Origin of the sequence: Cryobacterium sp. Y11 (assembly GCF_002929535.1) — a bacterium.
Taxonomy (GTDB): Bacteria; Actinomycetota; Actinomycetes; order Actinomycetales; family Microbacteriaceae; genus Cryobacterium.
Window position 1 is genome coordinate 114,754 of the sequence record NZ_PJJO01000057.1, and the last position, 17,110, is coordinate 131,863.

Below are 17,110 nucleotides of genomic sequence, written 5' to 3' on the forward strand. Positions count from 1 at the left end.
GGGGCATACACGATACAGGGGGCGGCACTTGACCGACACAGCACGATGACCACATCCATTCCGGCCTCAGACCGTGGAACGCCCAGCAATAACCGAAAAGTCATCGCGCTGGCCGTTGCCGGTGCGCTCGGTGGTTTTCTATTCGGTTTCGATTCCTCCGTCATTAACGGTGCCGTCAACGCCGTGCAGGAGGAATTCGGCCTGAACGCGACCCTGACCGGATTCGCCGTGGCCTGCGCGCTCCTCGGTGCAGCAGCCGGCGCGTTTTTCGGTGGCCGATTCGCCGACCGCTACGGGCGTATCCCCATGATGGTTCTGGGTGGCGTGGTGTTTTTGGTCAGCTCGATCGGCTCCGGCTTCGCTTTCGGCGTCGTCGACCTGATCATCTGGCGGGTGGTCGGCGGACTCGGCATCGGTCTCGCATCCGTTGTGGCACCGGCGTACATAGCCGAAATTTCGCCGCGGCAGATGCGTGGGCGCCTCGGCTCGCTGCAACAGCTCGCGATCACGCTCGGTATCTTCACCGCGCTGCTCTCCGACGCTACGTTCGCGCAGAGTGCGGGTGGAGCCGGCAGTGAGTTCTGGTTCGGCTTGGAAGCGTGGCGCTGGATGTTCCTCGCCGGCGCAGTGCCGGCCATCGTCTACGGCGGCATCGCGTTCATTTTGCCGGAATCCCCGCGTTTTCTCATTTTGAAAGATAAAGAAGCGGATGCCCGCGCCGTCTTCACCCGGCTGTGGCCAAGTGGCGACGTCGACCGCGAAATTCGTGACATGCGCGACTCGATCGAGGTCGACGCTCGGAGCCACAAATCCGGATCTCTGCGCGGAAAGACGTTCGGCCTCAAACCGATTGTCTGGGTCGGCATCATCCTGTCGGTGTTCCAACAGTTCGTTGGCATCAACGTGATTTTCTACTACTCGACTACCCTCTGGCAAGCGGTCGGGTTTGAAGAATCCAATTCGCTCACCATCTCGGTGATTACGTCGGTGACCAATATTTTGGTGACCCTCGTCGCCATTGCCCTGGTCGATCGGATCGGCCGCCGGCCAATTCTGCTAACCGGCTCCATCGGCATGACAGCGTCCCTCGCGGCCATGGCGATCGCCTTCAGTCAATCGAAAACCGTCGGCGGTGAACTGAGCTTGCCGGGCGCTTGGGCGCCAATCGCACTCGTGGCCGCGAACCTTTTTGTCATCTCGTTTGGTGCGTCCTGGGGGCCGGTGGTGTGGGTCTTGCTGGGGGAGATGTTCCCGAACTCGATTCGCGCCAAGGCACTCGGGCTCGCCGCCGCCGCCCAGTGGATCGCGAACTTTCTCATCACCATCAGCTTTCCACCGATGGCCGATGCCTCCCTCCCGATCACCTACGGCCTCTATGCCCTGTTTGCCGGACTGTCGTTCTGGTTCGTGCTGCGCAAGGTTCCCGAGACGAACGGCATGTCGCTCGAAGAAGCCGACACCCTGCTGCCGCCGAAGAACTCGGCCAAGAAAGCGGCCGACAGCGCACAAAGCAGTAATTAGGCTTTCACGTCAAGCCCCCGAACGGGCAGTCGCACGGTCGGGGAATTCTCGATACCTTCACAACACAAGATTGTGGAGTGTGACCATGCCCGAACGTGGATACGCCGTTATAAGTTTGAAAACCACTGGACTGTTCCCGTACCAACGGGACCGGGTCGTCGAGGTCGCCGTTGTGCACCTCGACGAGGGTGGTCATCTGACTGCGCGGTGGGAGACTGTCGTCAACCCGGAAAGCAACGTGGGGGGCACGGCGAACCATGGCGTGAGTACAGCCGAGCTGCTGCGTGCGCCGACGTTTGAACAGATCGCGCCGCGTCTGGTCGACTTACTACGCGGCCGGGTATTGGTGACCCACAACGCCCAATTCGTTACCGGATTTCTGATGAGCGAGTTCGAGCGGATCAGCTACGCCCCCGGGCGCGGACTCGAAGCGGTCTGCACCATGCACTTGGCCCGCAGCTATCTTCCCGGTGCCGGACGGTTGCTCAGCGACTGCTGCGCCGCCTACGACATCGAGATCGAGCCGGGCTCTGGTGCACTCGTGCAGGCCGTCGCCTGCGCCAGCCTGTTGGCAGCGTACGTACACGGTTCGCCTAGCGACGCACCCTGGATCGACGCGCTTGACCGTGCTGAGCTGAATTTCTGGCCGGACATGGCACCGGCTGCCGCCGCTGTCGACGGTCCCCGTCTCGGCGCCGATCTTCGTGTCACCGAGCCGGTCTGGGTGCACCGAGACCCGGCACCCGCTGATGCTCTGGTTAGGCAGAACTTTCTCGCGCGGATGGCCGTGAAACTTCCCGACTACACCGGCCCGGAGGAGCACCTCGACTATCTTGCCCTGCTCGATTTGTGCCTGCTCGATCGCGTGCTGTCAGCTCGGGACACGCGCGAACTGCGGGTGCTCGCCGAATTCAGCGGCATCAGTGCGATCGATTGCGCTGCCCTGCACTGCAGCTACTTCGAAGACCTCGTGCGCGTGGCATGGTCGGACGGAGCGCTGAACATCGCGGATTCCACCGACCTGATCGCGGTCGCCCGCATGCTCGATGTTGCTCCGAAGGTCGTTGCCACGGCTCTGGCCGCTCCGACCGTGGCGCCGGGCACATCGGCGACCACGATCGATGAGGTACTGCTGGAACAGGGCGATATCGTCGTGCTCACCGGAGACATGGCCCGCGCTCGCGCCGACTGGGGCAAAGAGCTGGTTGCCCGGGGCCTCTCCCTGGGTACCGCGGTCACCCTGCGCACGCGGCTGCTGGTCGCCGCCAACCCGGAATCGTTCACCGGCAAAACCGGCAAGGCGCGAGACTACGGCATCCCGATCGTCTCAGAGTTCGGCCTGCGGTCGCTGATCGGCGTGCGCTGACGCGGCATCCGCTCCTGCGCAGCGCGTCACGCGGGACCTGCGCCAGTGCGCGGGAGTTCCGGCGGGTCCAGAAGTCCCGCGCAACTCGGAGCGCGGGAGCTGCGCCAGTGCGCGGGAGTTCGGCCTCCCGCGCAGCGGCGCAGTCCCCGCGCAACGTGAAACTGCGCTCGAGTGCGGACCGACCAGCTAACGGCGGCGCGGAGCGGCCTTCTCGGCGCAGGCGATGCAGAGGTCGGCGGCCGGTTTGATCTGTAGCCGGCCCTCGGGAATGCGCTCGCCGCCGCGCACGCAGAGGCCGTAGCTGCCGTCGATGATGCGCTGGAGGGCCCGTTCGATGGCCGCGAGCTCTTCGGCGGCTTCGCCCTGAAACCCAGACATGCGCGACCATTCGGTGCGCAGCGAGGAGGCTTCAGCGTCGTGGGCACCGTCGGCCGAGCCGTCGCTGCGCGAACTTTGCACGTGGGCGAAGGCGCCGGCGAGGCGTTGGGACTGTTCGGTCAGCTCGAGCCGGCGATCGCCGAGTGCTGTCGCGAAAATGTGCAGTTGAGCGGGGTTGAAGGGTGAAATGGTCATATTCCGTAGTCTCACGGATCAGATCTGGCCGCGGAGGTACTCCTCGATCGTCACACCGCGGGCCTCGGACCGCTGCACCAGCCGCCGGTGTTCCTCGGCGCTGAGCGCGAGAGTCACCCGGTGCAACTCGCCACCGCTACGTGCCGCATCGGGGCCGTGTGGATCGGTCAGGTCGCGGTGATCTTCGCCAATGTTGTCGCCGAGGTCGTCGAAGGAGAACAGCTCCTCGTGCGCGTAGGCCGAGGCCCGCTCTGCCACCCGATCCGCGGTCAAGGTTGGTGAACCTGTCCAGTGTTGCCCGACGGATGCTGCCACCGCCGGGGTAATCCGCTCAGCCACTACCGCCGCAGCGCCGCCCAAGCGAAAACCCGGCCCGGCCGGCGCCGACCGCCCGCGCTGAAAAGCCTCCGCGGCGCCACGCGCACGCTCGTCGGCGGCTTCGTTGAGCGGATGACCGACGTGCCCCTTGACCCACTCGAACCGGTAGCGCCGTCCGGCGATGGCCTCGTCGATTTCCTTGAGCAGGTCGAGGTTCATCACCGGTTTGCCGTCGCCCTTGCGCCAGCCCTTCGCCTTCCAGCCCTTCATCCATTTGGTGACCGAGTTGATCACATACTGGCTGTCGCAGAGCACGAGCAGGTCATCGTCAATATGCGCGGTAGCCCGAAACAGTTCAAGCACGGCCTTCAGCTCGCCCTGGTTGTTGGTCGCGTGCTTCCAGCCGCCGGCTGCCCACGATGAATCATCGACGTACCAGGCCCAGCCGGCCGGTCCGGGATTGCCGAGGGCAGAACCGTCGGCGGCAGCAGTGATCGTCATGTGTGGACCTTTCAAACAGCGAATACGCGGGCGCTCTTAGTCTGTCATCTGCGGCCGCGCGCGAATTATGTCCGTCAGGTACCAGCGCCCCAACAACCCCCGAAAATGGTCACCCGCGACGGCATTTTTGAGGGTTTCGTCTGCGTCGGCATGCCGTGCACGGCCGCCGAGCTAATCCTATTATTCGAGCGCAGCGGCGAACTGCCAGCTGACCGCTCCGTACTGTTGCGTTACGACGGACCGGACTACGAGCCATCCGCCGGCAGTACGTGCGCCCCAGTTTTTATCGTGGCACAGCATAGAAACCTTACGGCCGGAAGAAAAGCTGAGATTTACCCGGTTATGTGAATGCTCTGGCCGTTACACTGCTGCACGACCGACACAATTCGAGGGAGAATTTCACATGCTGGGAAACCTGACCGGATGGCACTTTTTAATCATTCTCGTGGTAATTCTGTTGTTGTTTGGTGCCCCCAAGCTGCCAGGGCTTGCCAGGAGTCTCGGCCAATCGATGAAAATCTTCAAGAGTGAGATCACGCCGGAACGGGTCCCTGAAACGGCGCCAGACCTAGGTGGCGCCGGCAACGATTCGAGCGGCACCCCGAACTCGAAGGTTTAGACCAGATGGTGCTGCAGGGCGTGTGCCGCGTGCCTCCGGTCGGTGCTGACGGCCTGTTGCTCTGATTATCACCCGCACCCACACGAAAGTGCATGTTCTCCTTACCGCTTGCTCACGTGCCGTGTCTAGCCATTCGGGGTTTTTTTTTGCGCGGGTAGGTTGACGGAGTCTGTTCAGACACGCTCGGCACATTCATACAACGTCAGGAGAACAAGGATGTTCGATCAGGGTTTTATTACGAATGCCATCAACCGCAGCGCCGAGAACTCGACGGATCGCAGAAACTTTCTGCGTGCCGCCGGCGTGGCCGGCATCGGTGTCGGAGCCGCGGTACTCGCCACCGGCGCACCTGCACTGGCCGCCGAGGCGGCAGTGGCACCGGCCGCTGCACCGAGCGACGCCGCCATATTGAACTTCGCCCTCAACCTCGAGTACCTCGAAGCGGAGTTCTATCTTCGCGCCACGACCGGCAGCGGGCTGCCCGACAATATGACGACGGGAAAGGGAACCCGCGGCGGGGTGACTGGCGGTCGCATGGTGCACTTCAAGACAGCCATCATCAAGAAGTACGCCGACGAAATCGCTGCCGACGAGAAGGCGCACGTTGGCTTCTTGCGGTCCGCACTCGGCGGCGTAGCCGTGTCTCGCCCCAAGATCAACCTCGACGCGAGCTTCACCGCAGCCGCCCTGGCGGCTGGGCTAATCAAGCCGGGGCAGACGTTCGATGTCTATGCCAACGAGGCGAACTTCCTCTTTGGGGCGTACATTTTCGAGGACGTCGGAGTGACCGCATTCAAGGGTGCTGCGCCGCTGATCTCGAATAAGGTCTTCCTCGAGGCGGCTGCAGGGATACTCGCGGTCGAGGCCTACCACGCCGGTGTGATTCGCAGCACGCTCTACGCGCTCGGGGTCGCCGTGCCGTCGGTGTACTCGACCGCGCAGGCGATTTCCAATCTGCGCGACGCCGTCGATGGTTCGACCGACCTTGACCAGGGTATCGGCAACGCGTCGAAGGCAAACCTCGTGCCGACGGACGCGAATGGGTTGGCCTACAGCCGCACTGCCGCCCAGGTGCTCAACATCGCGTACCTCAACGCGGCACCGGTGCGCTCGGGCGGGTTCTTCCCGGCCGGCGTCAACGGTGCCATCAACACCAGCGGGGCCAACGGCTAGCTGGCGCTGAGACCCCGCGAATCCCGTGTCGTGATCGACAGGAATTCGCGGGGTTTCTGCGTGCTGGGGCTGCCAGCATCCGCTTGATCGGTGTTTACTGGTGAAACGGATGCTGCCGGTTGGCCGCCGACGAAGGGACCTGACGTGAACCTGTCAGCACGGCTTTGACGTTCGCTCATGCAGGTTCCCGTGCTCCTGTACCGACGCAGCAAGGGGCGCATCGGCGGAACCATTCGTGGCGTCTCCGTGCTATTGCTCTCGGTGACCGGCCGCTCGACCGGTCTGCCGCGCACCGTGCTGGTGGGCTATTTCGAGCACGACGGGGCCTATCTGGTGGTGGGTTCCGGCGGGGGAGCACCGGCGGAACCGCACTGGTTTAGAAATCTTCGGCAGGCGGGCGAGGCCACGGTGCTCGTGGCCGATCGCGTCATGGCCGTGTCGGCGCGAGTTGCCGACGACTGTGAACGGCTCGCGCTCTGGAACGATGTGATCCTGGTGCGAGCACCGTTTTTCGCCGCCTATGAGCACCGCTCGGGTCGTACCGTTCCGATCGCGGTGCTCAGGCCCCGGTAGGGGGGCGCGGTCTTCACCGCGCCCCAGACCATCAGGCCGAGACCGATACGGAGATTTCGTGCAGCCCGGTGGCTCCGTTGGGGGCGACGTCGGCGGTGGCCGACGTTTGAACGAGGCCGGCGGCATCCGTTGCCCGCACCTTCACCGAGTGCTCGCCGGCGGTCGCATCGCTCCAGGTATACGCCCACTGCCGCCAGGTGTCGATCGAAATAGCATCGGCCAGTGTCGCCTCGCGCCACGGCCCGTCGTCGATCTGCACAGCGACGGCGCTCACGCCAACGCGCTGCGACCAGGCGACGCCGGCAATGACGACAGACCCGGCGGGCACCGAGGCGCGCGGCACGTCGATGCGCGACGACAGCTTGACCGGCCCTCGCGGTGACCAACCACGGGGGGTCCAATAACCCTGCTCCTGATCGAAGCGAGTGAGCTTGAGTTCGACGACCCATTTCGTCGCCGACACATAGCCATACAGGCCGGGCACCACCATGCGCACCGGGTACCCGTGTTCGAGCGGCAACGGCTCGCCGTTCATACCGACGGCAAGAATGGCATTGCGCGCGTCGGTCAGCGCCTCGAGCGGGGTTCCGGCGGTGAAACCGTCCTGGCTGGTGGAGAGCACCATGTCGGCGTCACGTGTGGGCTTGGCCCGCGCCAGCAGCTTGCGAATGGGGTAGCCGAGCCAGGTGGCATTGCCGATCAGGTCGCCGCCGACATAGTTAGACACGCAGGCGAGGGTCGTCGTGCTCTCCTCAAGCGGCAGTGCGAGCAGCTCGGCGAAGTCGATCTCGACCTCATTTTCGACCATGCCGGTGATCTTCAATCGCCACGTGGTCGGGTTGATCCGCGGCACGCTCAGGGCGGTGTCGATGCGATAGAAGTCGGCGTTCGGAGTGATCAGCGGGGTAATGCCGGCCACGTCGAAGCTCGCTCCGGCCGGTAGTGCGGCCTGGCGAACGGATGCTGCCGGCAGCGTGAACAGCGCGCGCGCGGTATCCGCTGCCCGCGTTGCGGCCGCGCCCAGCTGCCCGCCAATCAGGGCGAGCAGACCGATCCCGGCGGTAATGCCGGTATAGACGAGAAAACGGCGGCGGTCGGGGCCCGGTGTATCTGGGCTTGGCGCGTCTGGACCTGCCGAGGCGTCGGCCGGCCCTCGGGCAGTCCGCGGCAGGCGGGTGGTGAGAAAGGTCAGCGCGATGGCCGCAACGCCCATGGCGACCACGGCTGGCACCGCATCGAGGGTGGAGGCGCTGGAGCGGGACAGCGCCGCGAACAGGGCGATCGCGCCGATGAGCACCACGAGCAGGCGGCCAAACGGTGGGCGCCTGCTCTCCAGGATGCCGGCGAGGGCGGCGAGCACGAGTAGCACGAGCACGATGGTGACGATGAGCACGATCTTGTCGGCCGTGCCGAATAGGCCGATCACTAAGTCTTTGACGCCGGCCGGAACAATATCGATGACGAGTGCGCCAACAGAAAGTACCGGGCTCGCGCCGGGCGCGATCCACGCGGCGGTCAACTCGGCCAAGCCTAGGCCGGCCAAGGCGGAGGCGAGGCCGGCAGCGGCCGGCTGCCAGAGCAGCGCCACTGTGAAGGTACGCGGCCTGGTTGGGGTGCTCGATCTGTCGAAGGTGGACATGCCGCCAGCCTAGAACGAGCGACTGTGATCACCACCCAGCGCGGGGCGAGAGGCCGGTTTTGTCAGACATCCGTCACATTTTGCAGCTATTGAGCTCAAGCGCCTCGCGTCTGCCCGCGAGAGCGGGAAAATTGTTGCTTCAAGGGTACGGAAGTAACATTTTCTCCGCTCTCGCGTGAGGTATGGGCGGGCGGGAGGCGCCGAAGTAGGGCAGTCTTAAGGGACTATGTCTCTGCTTGCGCGCCTCGAAAACGAAACCGACCCCGACGTTCTCTTTGAGGCGTTCGAAACCTGGGCCACCGAGCAGGGGCTTAACCTGTACCCGGCGCAGGAGGAAGCGGTCATTGAGATCGTCTCCGGTGCGAATCTCATTTTGAGCACACCGACCGGAACCGGCAAGTCGCTCGTCGCCGTCGGGGCGCACTTTGCGGCGCTGTCGGCCGGCAAGCGCAGTTTCTATACCGCGCCGATCAAGGCCCTCGTGAGCGAGAAGTTCTTCTCCCTGGTCGAGACCTTCGGAGCCGAAAACGTCGGCATGATGACCGGCGACTCCAGCGTCAACGCCGATGCCCCGATCATCTGCTGCACGGCCGAGATTCTCGCCAACCTCGCGCTGCGAAATGGCGAAGACACCGAGGTCGACCTCGTCGTGATGGACGAGTTTCACTTCTACGGCGACCCGGAACGCGGCTGGGCCTGGCAGGTGCCGCTGCTGCTGTTGCCCCGGGTGCAGTTCATCCTGATGTCGGCCACCCTCGGCGACGTGAAATTCATCAGCGATGATCTGACCCGCCGAACTGGGCGGGCCACCGCCGTCGTCACCGGTGTCGAGCGCCCGGTTCCGCTCAGCTATTACTACGAGCAGACGCCGGTGCATGAAACCGTTGAAGAACTGCTGCACACCGATAAGGCCCCGGTCTACATCGTGCACTTCTCGCAAGCGGCAGCCCTCGAACGCGCTCAGGCGCTCGCCAGTGCCAAGGTCGCCTCCCGTGAGCAGCGTGATGTGATTGCAGAACTGATCGGCGAGTTTCGGTTCACCACGAGCTTTGGCAAAACCCTGTCGCGGCTCATTCGCATGGGAATCGGCGTGCACCACGCCGGCATGCTTCCGAAATACCGCCGGTTGGTCGAGCAGCTCGCGCAGCGCGGCTACCTGCGCGTGATCTGCGGCACCGACACCCTCGGCGTCGGCATCAACGTGCCCATTCGCACCGTGCTGTTCACGGCCCTCACCAAATACGACGGCGTGAAGATGCGCCAGGTGAACGTGCGCGAGTTCCATCAGATCGCGGGCCGGGCCGGCCGGGCCGGGTACGACACCGCCGGCACGGTTGTAATCCAGGCGCCGGAGCACGAGAGCGACAACCTCAAGGCCATCGAAAAAGCCGGCGACGACCCGAAAAAGAAGCGCAAGATCGTGCGCAAGAAGGCGCCGGACGGCTTCGTGTCCTGGGGCGAGCCGAGCTTTCGCCGGCTGGTCGACGCCGAGCCCGAAACCCTCTCTTCGAGCATGCAGATGACCGCGGCGATGCTCATCAACGTGATCGGACGCGGCGGCGATGCCTTCGCCCACGTCCACTCGCTGGTCTTCGACAACCACGAACCGTGGCGGCGACAGCTGGTGCTGGCCCGACGCGCCCTCGGTATCTACAAGACGCTGCGCGAAGCCGGCATTGTGGAGCAGAGCGCGAGCGGCAGCATCCGCTTGACCGTTGATTTGCAGGCGAACTTCGCGCTCAACCAGCCGCTGTCACCCTTTGCCCTGGCCGCATTCGAGCTGCTCGACCCCGAATCACCCACCTATTCGCTCGATATGATCTCGATTCTGGAGTCAACCCTCGACGACCCGCGGCCGGTGCTGATGGGCCAGCAGTTCGCGGCCCGCGGCGAGGCCGTCGCGGCAATGAAGCGTGAGGGCATCGAATATGACGAGCGGATGGCGCTACTCGAGGAGATCACGCACCCCAAGCCGCTCGAAGAGCTGCTGAACTATACCTTTGACACCTACAAGGCCTCCCAGCCGTGGATCGCTGACTTCGAACTGAAGCCCAAGGCCGTCGTGCGCGACATGTACGAGCGGGCCATGTCGTTTGGCGAGTTCATCGCGTTTTATAAGCTCGCTCGCAGCGAGGGCGTCGTGCTGCGCTACCTGTCCGACGCCTACCGCGCAGCCCGGCAGACCATTCCAGACGAAGCCAAGAATGAGGACCTGCTCGACCTGATCGAGTGGCTCGGTGAGCTGGTGCGCCAGGTGGACTCGAGCCTGCTCGACGAGTGGGAAGAACTGTTGCACCCCGATCTGGCCGCGCACGCAGCCGAATCGCACGCGATTCTGCCGCCGCCACCGCGCCGGCTCACGACCAATGTGCGGGCGTTTCGCATTCTGGTACGTAACGAACTGTTTCGCCGGGTGCAGCTGGCGGCGCTTGAGCACTACGACCAGCTCGGCGAGCTCGACCGGGAGCACGGCTACGGGGCCGATGTCTGGGCTGACGCGATGGACGGCTACTTTGCCGAACACGACGAACTGCTCACCGGCGGCAACGCCCGCAGTTCTGACCTGCTCATGATCGAGGAGGGCGTAGAGGAGTGGACCGTGCGCCAAATTTTCGACGACCCGGCCGGCGATCACGACTGGGGCATCAGCGCGAGCGTGAACCTCGCCGACTCCGACGAGCTCGGCGAGGCCGTCGTGCGCGTAACAGGGGTCAACCGGCTGTAACACCGCGTGCCGCGCGACCGCGACCGCGCCTGCGCCGGGTGTGAGTGCGCCGACCGGGGCCGGGCCGGCCGTGACCGGCCGCAGGTATCCGCTTGTTTGCGGGTTTGCGGGTTAGCGGGTGGTGGTCCAGTCGAGGTTGATGATCTGCTTGATGTAGATGTTCTCGCCGAGCCCCGGCACCGAGGGATTCATGGTGAGCAGCAGCTGCACCGGAATATTGAACCGCTGCGCGATGTCGAAGAAGGCGTCGGCCTCGATGACCGTATAGGTGAGCAGCGCTCCGGCACCATCGGATGTGGTTGTGCCGCGCGCCCCCGGCGTGCTGCCCTGATCGGCGGCCGGGCCCTGCGGCAGAGGCACCGGTTCAGCGTTGGGCACCAGATCGGGAACCGTGGGGTTGGGTATGAGGGCCGCTTCCTCCGTGGGAGTGGGAGTGGGGGTCGGAGTAGGCGTTGGTGTTGGTGTTGGTGTTGGTGTTGGTGTTGGTGTGGCGCTCGGCGTGATGGTCACGGTGACGGCCGGTGCCGGCTCCCCAGCGCAGCCGGCCAGCGTCACGAGCAGAACGGCAGCAACGGCGATACCCCACGGGCGACGTGCGAAAAGAGTGCGAATGGTGAAACCTTTCAGATGAACGACGGTTTGGCCCGGCCGACCCACGCGTTCAGCTAGCTTAGGGTGGCATAGCGCCGGAGCGAAAGGCGCGACTACCCCCGTTGGGGGCAAAGCGCTCAGCACTCGATGACGTTGACCGCGAGGCCTCCTTCGCTGGTCTCCTTGTACTTGGTCATCATGTCGAGGCCGGTCTGCCGCATGGTTTCGATCACGGCGTCCAATGAGACGAGGTGGGTTCCGTCGCCGTGCAGCGCCAGCCGCGCGGCAGAGACAGCCGTCGATGAGGCGATCGCGTTGCGTTCGATGCACGGCACCTGCACGAGGCCGCCGACCGGGTCGCAGGTGAGGCCGAGGTGGTGTTCCATGGCAATCTCGGCCGCATTCTCGACCTGGCGCGGTGTGCCGCCGAGCACGGCGCACAGTGCGCCGGACGCCATGGCGCACGCTGCCCCGACCTCGGCCTGACACCCACCCTCGGCTCCCGAGATCGATGCGTTCGCCTTGACCAGGGAACCAATCGCAACGGCGGTGAGCAGATACCGACGGATGCCCGCAGCATCCGCTCCGCGAACAAAGCGCAGGTAGTAGTGTCCGACGGCCGGAATGATGCCAGCCGCCCCATTGGTCGGAGCGGTGACGACGCGTCCGCCAGCTGCATTCTCCTCGTTGACGGCGAGGGCGAAGGCGTGCAACCACTCGGTGGAGGTGTCGCGGTCGCGCAGCGGCAGGCGGTCATATTCCTCCAGGCGCATACGTACGGCCGCCGCCCTACGCTTAACCGTGAGACCTCCTGGCAATATACCGTCGGTGTTGAGTCCGGACTCAACGCACACGTGCATGGCGTCCCAGATGGCGTCGAGTCCGGCGTCGAGCACGACAGGGCCGTGGAGGGCTTCTTCATTGCGGCGGGCAACCTCGCAAATGTTGAGGTTGTTGGCGTCGCAGAGCGCGAGCAGTTCGGCGCTGGAATCGTAGGGGAGTGGCTGCGCAGCAACTGCGCGCACCCGGTCGCCATCGTGCCGAATGAATCCGCCGCCGATGGAATAGAACGTCTCCTCCCACACGACCGCCTGGGCGCCGGCGCCACACTCATCGGAGCCGAACGCCGTTATGGTCAGCGCGTTCGGATGGCCGGGGAGTCGGGTGCGCGGTTCGAAGTGCACGTCATGTTGGCTGATCGGTATGGTGTGCCCACCGAGCAGCGTGATAGTCGCAGTCGCGCCCAAACCAGACCAGGCCGCGTGTACCTCGCTCGGATCGCAGGACTCCGGTCGCAGCCCCGTCAGGCCAGCCAGAACGGCGTCGGGGGTGCCATGGCCGAGCCCGGTAGAACCGAGCGAGCCATACAGCGAGCAGCGGATGCGAGTGACCTCGGCTAGACGACCGGTCTGCTGCAGATGCTCGGCGAACACGCGGGCAGCGCGCATCGGCCCCACCGTATGAGAACTGGATGGACCAATTCCGATGGAGAACAGGTCAAGAGCCGAGACGTACGCTGTCACACCCCCATGCTAGGGCTATTGGCAGCGAAATTCGTCGCGCCTCGCACGGGTTGAATACTTGAGCCCCCTTGCGGCAACAAGGGGGCTCAAGAGTTAGGGGAGCGAACTGCTCGTTACGCGATGGTGAAGGTGATGGTTGCGACGTACGGGTTCACAACGGAGTCGCCATAGGCGCCGGCGTAGTTGGAGCGGAACGAGTTGGCCGGAACGGTCAAGTCGAACACGGGGTTGAGCGTGTAACGGCCCTTGCCGAGCGTGTACGACGAGACGAGCGCTGCCGCTGTGTTCGACATCGTGATGGGCACGGTGGTCGGGGCTGCGTCGGATCCGGCACCGGCCGTGACGGTGCCGGGGGTGATCACGAGGTTGCTGGCCGCCAGCACACGAGCCGTTGTATCGACGGTGCCGGCGGCGCTTTCGAAGTCGGTGACGTTGGCCGAGAGGGACCAGGCCGCGTCGGTGCCGCGAGCGTTGACGACATTCCATTCGGCGGCCTGCCCGGTGGAGATCTTGGTGCTGATGCCATCGAGAACGACGGAGGTCATCGCGTCTGGCGCGCTGGCCTGAGCGGTGAGTGAACCAGAGGTGACCGTGGCGTCAACCGTGTCGGTGCTGTCGGCGTAGGCGGGGGTGAGGGCCACTGCGAGGAGTACGCCGGTGGAAGCGATGATGCTGGTGGCTTTGATGAATGCGTGCATGGTGTGTCCTCTGGGTGATGCGGGGGTGTGAGCGCGCCAAAAAGCATGACCACACGGAGCGGGCTGGAGAAGATGTAGGGCAGCTAATCGCAGGCACGACACGGAAGGTGTCAGTGCCGAACTTGTCAGTTGCGAGAACGAGTTCCGGTGGCGATAAGTAATCTTCACATGGGTAAAGCCCAAAATGAGTCTCGGTGACGCAGGACTCGATCAGCGTTAGCGCAAGGTTCGCGCAGCCAGCGCGTTTACTCCGCCGGCGGGTTCGACTCGCCCCGGTCGGTCTGGGCAACCTGGGCAATGGCGCGCTTGGCGCGCCGCACGAACACGGTGCCGCGCCAAATCGTGAGTGCCACGAGCAGCAGCACGAGCACGGCGATGGTGATGATCCACCACGGCAGGTAGACCAAGCTGGTGCTGACCGTATCGGTACCGGCATCGCTCTGCAGGGTGGCACGGGCGGTACCGGCCTGAATGAGTGGCAGCCCGGTGAGCATGGCCGTAAGTGTGAGTGACGCCCCGGGCAGGATGCTTTCGGGGGTGCTGAAGGTCAGCGACGTGTTCACACCGATTGGGCTCTCGATCGACAGCGCACCGGTCGGATTCAAGATCGTGTTGCCGGTATTGGTGATGGGCAACGCGAAGGTGATGTCGTCGCCGGAGCGTTCCCAACTCAGGTCTCCGTGCTCCAGCACCGCGGAAGCCGTTCCGTCGACGGTCAGATAGATGCGCACCCCTTGGCGCTGGATCACGTCGAGTCGCAGAGCAGCATCGCCGCCGCTTGTCGTTGTTTCGCCCTGCACCGGCGGGCTCTGAATGATCAGGCCACCGGCATAGTCGCCGGGGGTGGTGCCGACCGGAACCGCGACGCGAAACGGTACCGCCAGATCCGAATTGGCCTGCACAGTGATTTCGGCGGCGCCGAGCGTAACCCAGGCACCGACCCCGATGCTCGTGTCGGCCTGTGCGGCCAGGGCAAATGCTCCTTGGGCTGTGCTCTGACCGTCGACGGCATAGTTCAGCAGCGTCACCGCGGCATCCGTGTGGTTGCTGACGATGGCGGTGGCGTCGATAGCGGCTCCGGGCGCCAGAGAGATATGAAAAAAGTCCGACTCGAGTTGGGGACGAATGCCGAGGGTTCCGTCGTCGATAGCCTGTGCCGTTTGCGGAATGCTTAATGCCAGGCCAACCGGCGCGAGCAGGGCAGCGGTCAGCAGCAGGGCGACGCCACGACGGGACCGATTATTGTGATGGTGCGCGGTCCGACGGGGGCGGGCGGGGCGTCGGAACGTGAGGAGCATGGGGTGAACCTTAGACGAGTAAACGGGTGGACCCCCGGATGAGGGCACAGTGATAGTGAAATGCGCGGTACTGAAAATGCACGGTATCAAAGCGCGAACAGCCACGCTTGAACGCACGAGTGCGTCAGCTGATGGTGAACGTGAGAGTTGAAACATAAGGGTTCAGCGGGGAAGCATTGATGTCGCCGGCATAGTTCGGCCGGAAGGCATTGGACGGGATGGCGAGGCTGAAGGTCGGCGTGAGCAGGTAGGTGCCCGTGTTCGATCCCACGCTCGACAACAAGGTTTGGGGCGCGCCACTCATCGTGAGGGCAGGCCCAACGATGAGCTCCGGATTCACGCCGTTGGGTCCGAGAGTGATCGGGCCAGGGTCGATCACCAGGCTGCCGACGGGCAAGCTACGCGCGACCAACTCGACCGTGCCGGCCGCGCTCGTGGCCGCCGTCGCGGTGACCGTCAGCGTCCACGCGGCGCCAGTGCCGCGATCGTCGATGACGGACCACTGGGTTCCGGAGCCGGTCGCGTACTGGGTGCTCGTACCGTTGAGAACGACCTCGGACAGTGGCGCACCGCCGGTCGACGCGGTCAGCGTGCCGTGGCGCACCGGAGTGAGTGTGAAGGTATTTGAATCGAGGGTGACCGCCCCGTCGAGGGCGAGCGCGCGACCGTCGAAGGCCGTTCCGGTGGTGACAGTGATTGACGCCTGCGCCAGGATGGTGCCGGCGAAAATGGTCATGGCACCCAGCGTGGCTGAGCTGCCGACCTGCCAGAACACGTTGGATGCCTGGGCGCCGTTGATCAGGCTGACGGCGCTGCCAGACGCGGTGGTGAGGGTAGAGCCAATCTGCATGATGAAGACCGCGTTGCGGTCATTGCCGGCGTCGAGGGTGAGCGTTCCGGTGATGCCGACGCTGCTTACCGCTCGATAGACGCCCGGAATGAGCGTTGTACCGACAATTTCGGGGGCGAGGATTGCGTTGGATTCTCGACCAGCGGCATCCGCGTAGGCCAGTTGCAGGTCAGCGTGGGCCTCGGCTGCATCGGCGCCGACCTTGATGGAACCGGCTACGTTCTCCGGGGGCATGCCGGTCACGGCCGTACCCGGGCTGACCCCGACGTCGCCGCTTGTCGTGGTGAGTCCGGTGTTGGTTGCCGTCGATGCGCCCAGGACCGAGAAGCTCTCCGCTACACCAAGGGCGACTGGTGCCGGCGAGGACCAGGCCTGCGCCGGCAGTGCAGTTCCGGCGACCAGGGCCAGCGCGAGCGTGAGCGTGAGGGTAAGCGTAAGGGCGCGAGCGCGCAGACGGGTCGACACAGTGACGCCGGTCATAGGCGTTCTGTTCGATCGGTGAGCGGGCATGGCGGTTGGGCTTAGGCGATGGTGAAAACGATGGTCGACGTGTATGGGTGCACGCCGTCGACGCCCACGTTGGAGCGGAAGGCATTGGCGGGAATGTCCAGGCTAAACAGAGGCGCCGCGAGAACAAACGAGCCCTTGGCGCCGGTTCCTGAAACGGGCGCGGAGACGAGTGCCTGGGCGAGCGTTGACATCGTAACGGCGGCGGTGTCGGGCGCGGTATCTGCGCCGCCGGCCGCGACCACTGTGCCGGGGGTGATGACGAGATTCGTCACGGCAATCGTGCGTGGCACCAGTTCGTCCGCCGAAGTTCCGGGGGCACTCGTGAAGTCTGAAGCGGATGCCGACAGGGTCCAGCTGGCTCCGGACCCCCGCGCGTCACTGATGGTCCACGGCGCGGCGGTGCCGGTTGAGCGTTGCTCGCCGCTTCCCAGCACGACGCGAGACATGCCGCGAGGCGCCGACACTGTGGATTGCAGCCCACCAGACATAACGGTGAACTGAACGGTGTCTGTCGAGTCGGCTGAGGCCGGCTCCCCTCGATACACAGTTGCGCCGACCAGGGACGTGCCCACCAAGAGTCCGGTGACGATGAGGGTGCGAACCATCGTGGTGCGTATGCGCAATGGACGTCT

At 64.6% G+C, this 17,110-nt stretch carries 16 protein-coding genes; 6 read left to right on the forward strand and 10 right to left on the reverse strand.

The genetic code is table 11. The annotated features are described in order from the left end of the window. The first annotated feature begins 45 nt into the window (after positions 1-45). Positions 46-1,521, forward strand: a complete 1,476-nt coding sequence (locus CXY75_RS11190) for a sugar porter family MFS transporter (protein ID WP_104082900.1) — start codon at positions 46-48, stop codon at positions 1,519-1,521. Between the two features lie 85 nt (positions 1,522-1,606). Beyond that, positions 1,607-2,887 carry an exonuclease domain-containing protein gene (locus CXY75_RS11195; RefSeq protein ID WP_104082901.1) on the forward strand — a complete coding sequence of 427 codons (1,281 nt, stop codon included), beginning with the start codon at positions 1,607-1,609 and terminating at the stop codon, positions 2,885-2,887. Between the two features lie 186 nt (positions 2,888-3,073). Here the strand turns inward: CXY75_RS11195 and CXY75_RS11200 are convergent, their stop codons facing one another. After that, entirely contained in the window at positions 3,074-3,460 is a 387-nt protein-coding gene (locus tag CXY75_RS11200) for a TraR/DksA C4-type zinc finger protein (protein ID WP_104082902.1), read from the reverse strand. Positions 3,461-3,478: 18 nt separating this feature from the next. Next, the gene (locus CXY75_RS11205; protein ID WP_104082903.1) at positions 3,479-4,279 is read right to left on the reverse strand and encodes an RNase H family protein; all 801 of its coding nucleotides are present in this window, start codon (positions 4,277-4,279) and stop codon (positions 3,479-3,481) included. Between the two features lie 403 nt (positions 4,280-4,682). Here CXY75_RS11205 and tatA point away from each other — a divergent pair, with 403 nt between their 5' ends. Together tatA and CXY75_RS11220 are read left to right on the forward strand one after the other, a co-directional pair. Next, positions 4,683-4,898: a twin-arginine translocase TatA/TatE family subunit gene (tatA, locus tag CXY75_RS11215; RefSeq protein WP_104082904.1), complete on the forward strand. Its 216-nt coding sequence runs from the start codon at positions 4,683-4,685 to the stop codon at positions 4,896-4,898. Between the two features lie 216 nt (positions 4,899-5,114). Further along, positions 5,115-6,071: a ferritin-like domain-containing protein gene (locus CXY75_RS11220; protein ID WP_104082905.1), complete on the forward strand. Its 957-nt coding sequence runs from the start codon at positions 5,115-5,117 to the stop codon at positions 6,069-6,071. Here the strand turns inward: CXY75_RS11220 and CXY75_RS19495 are convergent. Continuing rightward, the gene (locus CXY75_RS19495; protein WP_146069448.1) at positions 6,068-6,250 is read right to left on the reverse strand and encodes a hypothetical protein; all 183 of its coding nucleotides are present in this window, start codon (positions 6,248-6,250) and stop codon (positions 6,068-6,070) included. The genes CXY75_RS11220 and CXY75_RS19495 overlap by 4 nt on opposite strands. On the opposite strand from CXY75_RS19495, the gene CXY75_RS11225 reads away from it, so the two are divergent. Next, the gene (locus tag CXY75_RS11225) at positions 6,249-6,644 is read left to right on the forward strand and encodes a nitroreductase/quinone reductase family protein (RefSeq protein WP_104082906.1); all 396 of its coding nucleotides are present in this window, start codon (positions 6,249-6,251) and stop codon (positions 6,642-6,644) included. The two genes, CXY75_RS19495 and CXY75_RS11225, sit on opposite strands and share 2 nt — an antisense overlap. A gap of 31 nt (positions 6,645-6,675) precedes the next feature. Here the strand turns inward: CXY75_RS11225 and CXY75_RS11230 are convergent, their stop codons facing one another. Next, positions 6,676-8,283 (reverse strand): molybdopterin-dependent oxidoreductase, encoded by a 1,608-nt coding sequence (locus tag CXY75_RS11230; RefSeq protein WP_199182435.1) that lies wholly within the window; start codon positions 8,281-8,283, stop codon positions 6,676-6,678. A 226-nt stretch (positions 8,284-8,509) separates the two neighbouring features. Here CXY75_RS11230 and CXY75_RS11235 point away from each other — a divergent pair, with 226 nt between their 5' ends. Then, on the forward strand, positions 8,510-11,008 hold the full coding sequence (locus tag CXY75_RS11235; protein WP_104082907.1) for an RNA helicase: 2,499 nt from the start codon (positions 8,510-8,512) through the stop codon (positions 11,006-11,008). 111 nt (positions 11,009-11,119) lie between these two features. On the opposite strand, the gene CXY75_RS20095 is transcribed toward CXY75_RS11235, so the two are convergent. The 6 genes from CXY75_RS20095 to CXY75_RS11270 form a co-directional block, all read right to left on the reverse strand. Beyond that, entirely contained in the window at positions 11,120-11,665 is a 546-nt protein-coding gene (locus tag CXY75_RS20095) for a LysM domain-containing protein (protein WP_199182436.1), read from the reverse strand. 71 nt (positions 11,666-11,736) lie between these two features. Beyond that, the gene (locus tag CXY75_RS11250) at positions 11,737-13,122 is read right to left on the reverse strand and encodes an L-serine ammonia-lyase (RefSeq protein ID WP_104082910.1); all 1,386 of its coding nucleotides are present in this window, start codon (positions 13,120-13,122) and stop codon (positions 11,737-11,739) included. Between the two features lie 113 nt (positions 13,123-13,235). Next, a complete protein-coding gene (locus CXY75_RS11255) occupies positions 13,236-13,820 on the reverse strand; it encodes a hypothetical protein (RefSeq protein ID WP_104082911.1) in 585 nt (194 codons plus the stop codon). A gap of 245 nt (positions 13,821-14,065) precedes the next feature. Then, positions 14,066-15,118, reverse strand: a complete 1,053-nt coding sequence (locus tag CXY75_RS11260; protein ID WP_146069450.1) for a DUF916 domain-containing protein — start codon at positions 15,116-15,118, stop codon at positions 14,066-14,068. A 124-nt stretch (positions 15,119-15,242) separates the two neighbouring features. Next, positions 15,243-16,448, reverse strand: a complete 1,206-nt coding sequence (locus CXY75_RS11265; RefSeq protein ID WP_104082912.1) for an ice-binding family protein — start codon at positions 16,446-16,448, stop codon at positions 15,243-15,245. A 41-nt stretch (positions 16,449-16,489) separates the two neighbouring features. Next, entirely contained in the window at positions 16,490-17,101 is a 612-nt protein-coding gene (locus CXY75_RS11270; RefSeq protein WP_146069451.1) for a WxL domain-containing protein, read from the reverse strand. Positions 17,102-17,110: the final 9 nt, after the last annotated feature.

Excerpts from the sequence above, each read along its gene's own strand:
- CXY75_RS11200 (WP_104082902.1), bottom strand. The coding sequence starts at position 3,460 with ATGACCATTTCACCCTTCAACCCCGCTCAACTGCACATTTTCGCGACA.
- tatA (WP_104082904.1), top strand. The coding sequence starts at position 4,683 with ATGCTGGGAAACCTGACCGGATGGCACTTTTTAATCATTCTCGTGGTA.
- CXY75_RS11220 (WP_104082905.1), top strand. The coding sequence starts at position 5,115 with ATGTTCGATCAGGGTTTTATTACGAATGCCATCAACCGCAGCGCCGAG.
- CXY75_RS11225 (WP_104082906.1), top strand. The coding sequence starts at position 6,249 with ATGCAGGTTCCCGTGCTCCTGTACCGACGCAGCAAGGGGCGCATCGGC.
- CXY75_RS11205 (WP_104082903.1), bottom strand. The coding sequence starts at position 4,279 with ATGACGATCACTGCTGCCGCCGACGGTTCTGCCCTCGGCAATCCCGGA.
- CXY75_RS19495 (WP_146069448.1), bottom strand. The coding sequence starts at position 6,250 with ATGAGCGAACGTCAAAGCCGTGCTGACAGGTTCACGTCAGGTCCCTTC.
- CXY75_RS11195 (WP_104082901.1), top strand. The coding sequence starts at position 1,607 with ATGCCCGAACGTGGATACGCCGTTATAAGTTTGAAAACCACTGGACTG.
- CXY75_RS11260 (WP_146069450.1), bottom strand. The coding sequence starts at position 15,118 with ATGCTCCTCACGTTCCGACGCCCCGCCCGCCCCCGTCGGACCGCGCAC.
- CXY75_RS11235 (WP_104082907.1), top strand. The coding sequence starts at position 8,510 with ATGTCTCTGCTTGCGCGCCTCGAAAACGAAACCGACCCCGACGTTCTC.
- CXY75_RS11190 (WP_104082900.1), top strand. The coding sequence starts at position 46 with ATGACCACATCCATTCCGGCCTCAGACCGTGGAACGCCCAGCAATAAC.
- CXY75_RS11230 (WP_199182435.1), bottom strand. The coding sequence starts at position 8,283 with ATGTCCACCTTCGACAGATCGAGCACCCCAACCAGGCCGCGTACCTTC.
- CXY75_RS11255 (WP_104082911.1), bottom strand. The coding sequence starts at position 13,820 with ATGCACGCATTCATCAAAGCCACCAGCATCATCGCTTCCACCGGCGTA.
- CXY75_RS11265 (WP_104082912.1), bottom strand. The coding sequence starts at position 16,448 with ATGACCGGCGTCACTGTGTCGACCCGTCTGCGCGCTCGCGCCCTTACG.